The following is a 5,820-nucleotide window of genomic DNA, read 5'->3' as shown; positions in this document are numbered from 1 at the left end:
TTGATCCGTTCCCACTGATCCTCTCGAAGCGCATCGCAGTCCATCGCTGACCTCCAAAAATCAGCGTTGAATCTGATTTGCCCTTCCTTGGGAATCCCAACCCGTTAAATCGTCACTACGCCCTAGAGGATGTTGGTCGTCACCTCGACGACAATCGCGGCCCCTTCCAGTCCGCCGTTGGGAACATGCACGACGCGCGAGACCCTGAGGTCCTGTGGGCTTCCGTCGACCGACAGGGAAACGCTCTCGCCAATCCGCGGCACGGCCTGGAAAGTGACGTTGGTGGCGTCAGGCCGGTTGTCGATGGATATGCGGCAGTTGACGGTCATGGGAATGTCTCCTGTGTCTGGCCATGCCGGTCGTTAACGCCGGGTCCCTCAAATGGTTTCAGGAGGGCCGGATCAAACCCGAGAGCCCGCCGATGTCTACCCCGTTCGCCAACTGGCGACGTTGGTCGCGGCCCGGCGGCTTCGGCATCCGGACTTGTCGTTGCTGGCGGGCTTCTAAAGCGCGTCGCGTCGAAACGGATTGATGCGACGCGCTTTAGGTCCTTATTTTGATGCATGTCGTTCCCCCAAAACCGAGGTCACTTTTGGGCGACATGCATTAGTTGCTGGCTCTCGGAACGAAATAGTTGGTGGTGACCGCATCGCTGCCGGTTCCCCGCGTGACTTGAACCGCGGCATAGCCTTCCGGAGGAATCGAGCCAGTCGCCGTCTGGTCGACCTGCTTGCATCGGCCGACCATTTCGCCGTTCGGCCACGGTGCCAGTCTGGCTTCAAGTGCCGCTTCGCACTCCTCCATCGATGAATAGACGACCGGGCTCGACTCCGTGGGCCGACAGAGCGATGCGCTGCATGAAAGCATCACCATCACCGCCACGGTTCCCGGATCCATGGAATTCTCCTGTTGGCCGACAATGAACGCGTAACAGACCGCGAGGTTTCATGCGGGCTCAGCGCGCCGCGATGACTAGAGTCAAGCACGAGGTCTGATAGCGCACTCACGTTTTACAAAGGCCCAGCGCCTCGGTCTTCGGGCCTTCGGGTAGAGGAAATGCTGGGAACGTTAAAGGCCGAACGAGGGTATCGTCCAAGCGTTTTCGTACCCAAGGTGCGGCTTGGCATTCGTTGCGTCAGTCTGGGTTGCTGTGGCGGTTCCCGTTGCAGTGCAGTCCAATTTTGCCGCCACTGCCGCCTTGATCGACAGACAAGCACATGTCTTGGCAGCAGTGACTGTCGCCTTTTTCCCATGCGCCGCGGCGACACTCGACCCGGCGAGGACAAGCGCCAGGCAAACGAAGGCGATCTTCATGAGGATCTCCTATTTTAGTGTTGGCTAATTTAACGTTAACGTAACGTTAACTGGCCGTCAATCGCGAGCGAGGTCCTGGGGCGGAAGCCACCTTCCTCCTGCCCGGAAGGATCACGGCCGGTTCTTTCCCTGTCCCGGATTGTGTCCGAATTGATGGGAGAGGATCGGGAGCGGCATGACCTTCGGCGCCACACTCCGGCACGCGGTGATCAGCACCTCTATAACGATGGGTTTTTCCCGAGCCCTTCACTCCCCGAAGCAGAGAACGTTTCCGTTGCGGGAGAGAGTCCAGACAATCATTAGTAAGTGCTAAAGAGCGATTGGAAGACGTGCCTCGGCTGAATTATGATTTGGCCATGAGCTTTTTAACAACTTCAGTAACGGTTGATTCAACCATTACTGGTATTTATTCCAGAGTGTGGTGGCGGCTCCGACAAAAGCGGGCGGGGCTAGTTGCCGAAGCCGCCTACGCAGTCCGGTGGGATCTGACCGCGCTGTCTCAGAATAGGACAGCGCGGTCAACGATCCGTTAATCGGGCGTCAGCCGCCACTTGTCGGCTTTCCCACCATGGTGATGATGGCCTCGGCTCTGTTGGATCGGCCCACGTGGATAGCTCGGGCGGGCCCCGGTAGAGCTTGAACACAGCGTGCTAAACTCGGGAGCCGTGTGGAACATTGTTGCGTACGGTGTCCGGCGAGCTGTGCGTAGCTTGCAGAAGCTTTAGCCCTCGACCTCACTCTTGAATGCTCGCACGCCGGCGTGGCAAAGCGCATGCCGGCTCGGCATCCAAGAAGGAGAGTTGCCTGGAGGACGCCGAGCCTAACCGACGGGATTAGCGGGGGGCCGCGTCGTCTCGCCGGCTAAGAGTTTATGCGCTCTTTAAGGCAACTCGCACAAAGCATCCGAACGAACTAAGGGGTCAGCCGATCGGTGGTGCATCACCGACCGCTGTTCTGGTGCTGCTGGTTCCTTAGAGGGTGCTTCCTGTAATAGATGCGAAGCATCCGAATGACATCCTTGCGCTTCGCAAGGCGTAGGACCGCCGGGCGGCGGTAACCGCTCTCCGGCGGGGTTTGCCAGCCCCTGTTAATAGTTCTTCATTGCTCGGTGCGGGATGCCGGCTTCCTCGAACTCGTCGCTACATGCGACGAAGCCCAGCTTTTCGTAAAGCGCGGTCTTGTCGGCCTGGGACGTGAGGTAGAAGCGGTTCTCGCCACGTGACCGCGCTATCTGCATTCCCGCCTGCATCATCCGCATGGCGATGCCATTGCCCCTTGCATGGCGTAGCACAGCGACGCGGCCGAACTTGGCATGTTCGGTCAGAAAGACAATCCGCAGCGTGCCGACGACATCGCCTTCGTCGATGGCGACGACGTGAGTGGCCCCCGCGTCATAGGCGTCCCGTTCCACCGTCTCCGGCACGTTCTGCTCGACAATGAACACTTTGCGCCGGACTTCCAGGGCGAGGGCTCCCAGGTCAGAGGCAATGGAAACGGGTAGAATTGTTAGATTGGCCATAACGTTCGCAGACGTTTATTTGATGAATATTCGACGAGATCGGCTTTGTAGCGCCTAAGCTCTTGAAATTGTTGGTTCCCGCTCATGGGCTCGAACCACGATTCACGCCTTCAAAGGGCGCTGTCCTACCATTAGACGAAGCGGGAAAGCTGGACCTTATGGCGCCCAGGCAGCTTGCGGTCAATTCGGGAAATTGTTGACCGGCTCTTCGCAGCGATAGACCGGGCAGTCGCCATCGCGGGACGGGACATAGGCCGGCATCGGCACTTCAGGCCAGTCGCACTCATTGCCGAACTGCCTGACATAGCGGTCATAAGTGTTGCGGCCGGTGGTCAGCACCACGGCGCGATGGCTCTGGATCATGGCCCGGATCTCGCCGCAGCCCATGGAGCGACTGTCGGGGCGGGCATCGGCCAGACAGGTCGTCGCGAGCACGGCGCCGATGGCCGTCAACAGGGTCAGAATGCGGGCGGACATGACGGTTCTCTTTGGTTTGAAACAAAATTGCCGGTCCGGATTCGCACTGGAACGGTCTTGCATTGTCGCACACAACCCCTTTCGTGTCCGTTGGTTCCGCGACAGGCCGTGCGGCGCGCGCGTTCGGGTGAGGCGCCGGCGGGTGCGCAACCAAATCGGGCGTTGCGCATTGCTGGGCATGGACGGCAGGAAGCCCTACGAAACACCGCAATGGCGGCCCGGAAACGAGGGTCGTCCGGCGATGTGCTGTTCCTTCTGCGGCGGCCGCGACCATGGTTTCGAGGCGTGTCCGCGCATGCCCGATCCTTTCCGGCCCGGTGGACCCGAAGACGACGATACGTCGGAGGAATCAGCCGGCCGATCCGAGGCGCCCTTGGCGGGTGGCTAACCGGCGCCAGCCGCGCCGAAGAAATCGATCAGCGCGCCAGCCGTTTGCCCGGGCGCTTCCTCGGGGAAGAAATGTCCGCCTGACATCGCGCGGCCCCGCACGTCATCGGCCCAGTTCCGCCATAGCGCCAGCGGTCCGCCTTCGCCGGCATACCATTCGGCGAGCGCGCCTTGCCCGCTCCACAATGCCAGCAACGGGCAGGCGATGCGCCGGCCGGCGGCGTTGTCCGCCCGGTCATGGTCGCGGTCGAGTGTTGCCGCCGCCCGGTATTCCTCGCAGATCGCGTGGATGTGGGCGGGGTCGCGCAAGGCATCGACATAGGCCTGGCGGATGCCGGCGGGAAAGACATCGGGCGGCGAACCCCAGCCGCCCAGCGCATTGTCGACGATGGCGTCGGCGGCGCCCGCCAGGATCTTTTCCGGCAAGGGTTCGGGCTGCGCCAGCAAGGACCACGGCCAGTAGCCGAGGGCCAGCCGGGCATCGGCCCTGTCCCAGGCGTCGGCCGTGGGCACGATGTCGAGCACCGCGAGTTTTTCGATGCTGTCGGGATGGTCGAGCGCCAGGCGGTAGGCGACACGCCCGCCGCGGTCATGGCCCGCGACCATGAAGGAGGTAAAGCCGAGTTTGCTCATCATCGCCACCATGTCCGATGCCATGGCCCGCTTGGCATAGGGCGCATGATCGGCGCTCGAGGCCGGGCAGGCGCTGCGGCCATAGCCGCGCAGGTCGGCGCATATGACGGTGAAACGCTCGGCAAGCACCGGCGCAATATCGCGCCACATCAGATGGGTTTGCGGAAAGCCGTGCAGCAAAAGCACCGCCGGTCCGGCGCCGGCGCGGCGCACGAAAATGCCGGCGTCCCCGATGTCGACGTTCATGGCTTCGAAATGCTCGAACATAGCTGGCCTCCGGCACAGGCAACGACTGGAGAACGGGGTTGGTTGCAGCGCCTTTCGCGCAAGCGCCGGTTCTTTGCGTCGCGACAAGTGGTCCCGGACAAAGCCGGGCGCCACGCTGATCATGGTGGTGCTTCCGCATCGGGCCGAACGCAAGGCCGGCCTTGCGCAAGAGGGCGACAAGAAAGCCGCTCCGGCTCCAACGGGCCGGTTCCGCGAATAAGCCTCTTTTCCAACCCTTGGGCCAACCCTGGGGGCCAACCTTTTGGGCCGACGGGCGTTGTCTCCAAGGGAAGGCCGCCGCGGGCGGCCATTCAACGAAGGAGGCCGAGATGAAACCTCTCGCCATTGCATCGTGCGCCGCGATGCTGGCCCTGGCGGTGCCGGCAGCGGCACAGGCGGCTCAACAGATACCGAACCAGCAGGCCGACAAATGCCGGGCACAAACGGATCAGGGCGGCAAGCAGCAGCCCGGCGGCGGCGACCTCAGCGAAAAGCTCAACGATTGCGGCGGCGTGTTGAAGCCGCCGCCCACCGGCGACCAGGGCATGGCCGCGCCGGCGCCCGACGAAGGCAATACCCCGATAATCAAGCCGGGCGAAGTGCCGCCCCAGCCACCGAAGCAATAGAGCTAGAGCAATTCCAGGAAAAGTGTGAGCGGTTTTCCGTCCGGAATTGCGTCAAAACAAAGAGATAGAGCGGTTCGCCGTCTCCGTGAAACGGTGAACCGCTCTGGTCAGACGACATCGTCAGCGAGGCAGCGGAACCTCGCGGATCAGGAACAATGATCGAACCTGGTTCCACAAGAAGCAGGCGAGTTCGCCTGCTTCTTGGATTTGCTTGACTTACCTGACCAGAAGGCCGGCGTGATCGCACAGCGCGGTGAAGGCCTCCTGCGCCTGTCCCACGCCTTCGTTGTTTTGCAGCGCCGACTCGATCTTTTCGCGCGCGGCTTGATAGAAAGGGCCGCGCTTGGCTTGTGGCCAGTCGATCAGGATTTCACTGGCGTCCTGCAGCGTGGCCACCTCACGGATCGTGTCCGACCCATGCGGCTTGACCCGCAGCGGTGTCGACAGCATCAAATCCGCCATTTTTATTTCCCGCTATTGGAGGATGCGCGCTTCGCGCGCGGCGTCGATCATCGCCCGCATCGCCTTTTCCGGCGGTGCCCAGCCATCCAGGGCATCGCGGCAGCTGCGCAGTGCCGCCCGGTAGCGCCGGCCTTG

General features: G+C 62.0%; 9 protein-coding genes and 1 tRNA gene. 1 reads left to right on the top strand and 9 read right to left on the bottom strand.

The genetic code is table 11. The annotated features are described in order from the left end of the window. Positions 1-122: 122 nt before the first annotated feature. From O7A61_RS30635 to O7A61_RS30605, 7 genes are all read right to left on the bottom strand, one after another. Entirely contained in the window at positions 123-329 is a 207-nt protein-coding gene (locus tag O7A61_RS30635; RefSeq protein ID WP_027141476.1) for a hypothetical protein, read from the bottom strand. A 277-nt stretch (positions 330-606) separates the two neighbouring features. Beyond that, on the bottom strand, positions 607-897 hold the full coding sequence (locus O7A61_RS30630) for a hypothetical protein (protein ID WP_337132934.1): 291 nt from the start codon (positions 895-897) through the stop codon (positions 607-609). A gap of 171 nt (positions 898-1,068) precedes the next feature. Continuing rightward, entirely contained in the window at positions 1,069-1,314 is a 246-nt protein-coding gene (locus tag O7A61_RS30625; RefSeq protein WP_337132933.1) for a hypothetical protein, read from the bottom strand. Positions 1,315-2,401: 1,087 nt separating this feature from the next. Continuing rightward, positions 2,402-2,833 carry a GNAT family N-acetyltransferase gene (locus tag O7A61_RS30620; protein ID WP_442921133.1) on the bottom strand — a complete coding sequence of 144 codons (432 nt, stop codon included), beginning with the start codon at positions 2,831-2,833 and terminating at the stop codon, positions 2,402-2,404. 72 nt (positions 2,834-2,905) lie between these two features. Further along, positions 2,906-2,979, bottom strand: a tRNA-Gln gene (locus tag O7A61_RS30615). A gap of 34 nt (positions 2,980-3,013) precedes the next feature. Beyond that, a complete protein-coding gene (locus O7A61_RS30610; RefSeq protein ID WP_337132931.1) occupies positions 3,014-3,310 on the bottom strand; it encodes a hypothetical protein in 297 nt (98 codons plus the stop codon). Positions 3,311-3,694: 384 nt separating this feature from the next. After that, the gene (locus tag O7A61_RS30605; RefSeq protein WP_337132930.1) at positions 3,695-4,597 is read right to left on the bottom strand and encodes an alpha/beta fold hydrolase; all 903 of its coding nucleotides are present in this window, start codon (positions 4,595-4,597) and stop codon (positions 3,695-3,697) included. A gap of 329 nt (positions 4,598-4,926) precedes the next feature. Here O7A61_RS30605 and O7A61_RS30600 point away from each other — a divergent pair, with 329 nt between their 5' ends. Beyond that, positions 4,927-5,223, top strand: a complete 297-nt coding sequence (locus O7A61_RS30600; protein ID WP_337132929.1) for a hypothetical protein — start codon at positions 4,927-4,929, stop codon at positions 5,221-5,223. Between the two features lie 216 nt (positions 5,224-5,439). Here O7A61_RS30600 and O7A61_RS30595 read toward each other — a convergent pair whose 3' ends face one another. Together O7A61_RS30595 and O7A61_RS30590 are read right to left on the bottom strand one after the other, a co-directional pair. Further along, on the bottom strand, positions 5,440-5,685 hold the full coding sequence (locus O7A61_RS30595) for a DUF982 domain-containing protein (protein WP_337132928.1): 246 nt from the start codon (positions 5,683-5,685) through the stop codon (positions 5,440-5,442). Positions 5,686-5,697: 12 nt separating this feature from the next. Then, positions 5,698-5,820 (bottom strand): DUF982 domain-containing protein (locus O7A61_RS30590; RefSeq protein ID WP_337132935.1); only part of this gene is annotated, 123 nt, incomplete at its 5' end.

The organism is Mesorhizobium sp. Cs1321R2N1, from assembly GCF_037179725.1.
Lineage (GTDB): Bacteria > Pseudomonadota > Alphaproteobacteria > Rhizobiales > Rhizobiaceae > Mesorhizobium > Mesorhizobium salmacidum.
The sequence above is the reverse complement of the archived record's forward strand: the minus strand, read 5'-3'. Positions and strand labels throughout refer to the sequence as shown.

Excerpts from the sequence above, each read along its gene's own strand:
- O7A61_RS30600 (WP_337132929.1), top strand. The coding sequence starts at position 4,927 with ATGAAACCTCTCGCCATTGCATCGTGCGCCGCGATGCTGGCCCTGGCG.
- O7A61_RS30625 (WP_337132933.1), bottom strand. The coding sequence starts at position 1,314 with ATGAAGATCGCCTTCGTTTGCCTGGCGCTTGTCCTCGCCGGGTCGAGT.
- O7A61_RS30635 (WP_027141476.1), bottom strand. The coding sequence starts at position 329 with ATGACCGTCAACTGCCGCATATCCATCGACAACCGGCCTGACGCCACC.
- O7A61_RS30610 (WP_337132931.1), bottom strand. The coding sequence starts at position 3,310 with ATGTCCGCCCGCATTCTGACCCTGTTGACGGCCATCGGCGCCGTGCTC.
- O7A61_RS30620 (WP_442921133.1), bottom strand. The coding sequence starts at position 2,833 with ATGGCCAATCTAACAATTCTACCCGTTTCCATTGCCTCTGACCTGGGA.
- O7A61_RS30605 (WP_337132930.1), bottom strand. The coding sequence starts at position 4,597 with ATGTTCGAGCATTTCGAAGCCATGAACGTCGACATCGGGGACGCCGGC.
- O7A61_RS30630 (WP_337132934.1), bottom strand. The coding sequence starts at position 897 with ATGGATCCGGGAACCGTGGCGGTGATGGTGATGCTTTCATGCAGCGCA.
- O7A61_RS30595 (WP_337132928.1), bottom strand. The coding sequence starts at position 5,685 with ATGGCGGATTTGATGCTGTCGACACCGCTGCGGGTCAAGCCGCATGGG.